Annotated in this window: 1 pseudogene; it reads left to right on the forward strand. The window is 57.2% G+C overall.

From position 1 onward, the window contains the following. Positions 1 to 184, forward strand: a pseudogene (locus EN857_RS35135) (hypothetical protein); the annotation flags it as partial. Between the last annotated feature and the right edge of the window lie 136 nt (positions 185 to 320).

Here is a 320-nt window from a genome sequence, read left to right on the forward strand (position 1 = left end):
GCACCACAAGCGCAATCTCGTGATGGTCTATGGGCTTCTCGGCCAGGCCGATCAGGTTAAGGCTTCGCCGCCTATCGGATTGACGACCAAGGAGGTGACCACCTTGCTTGCGCGTGCCAGAACCATCCGGTCGAAGGGCACCACTCAGGCCAAAGCCAAGGCGCTCGGCTCCATCCTCGGCTAGCGCCTGAGGTGCTCTTTTGCAAAGCCCGCCGCGCAAACTGGAACTAGAGCAATTCCCGGAAAAGTGTGTAACGGTCTTCCGTCCGGAATTGCGTAAAAACAAATGGTTAGAACGGTCCGGCGATTCTATGAATCGC

It is taken from the genome of Mesorhizobium sp. M4B.F.Ca.ET.214.01.1.1 (assembly GCF_004791545.1).
GTDB lineage: Bacteria > Pseudomonadota > Alphaproteobacteria > Rhizobiales > Rhizobiaceae > Mesorhizobium > Mesorhizobium abyssinicae.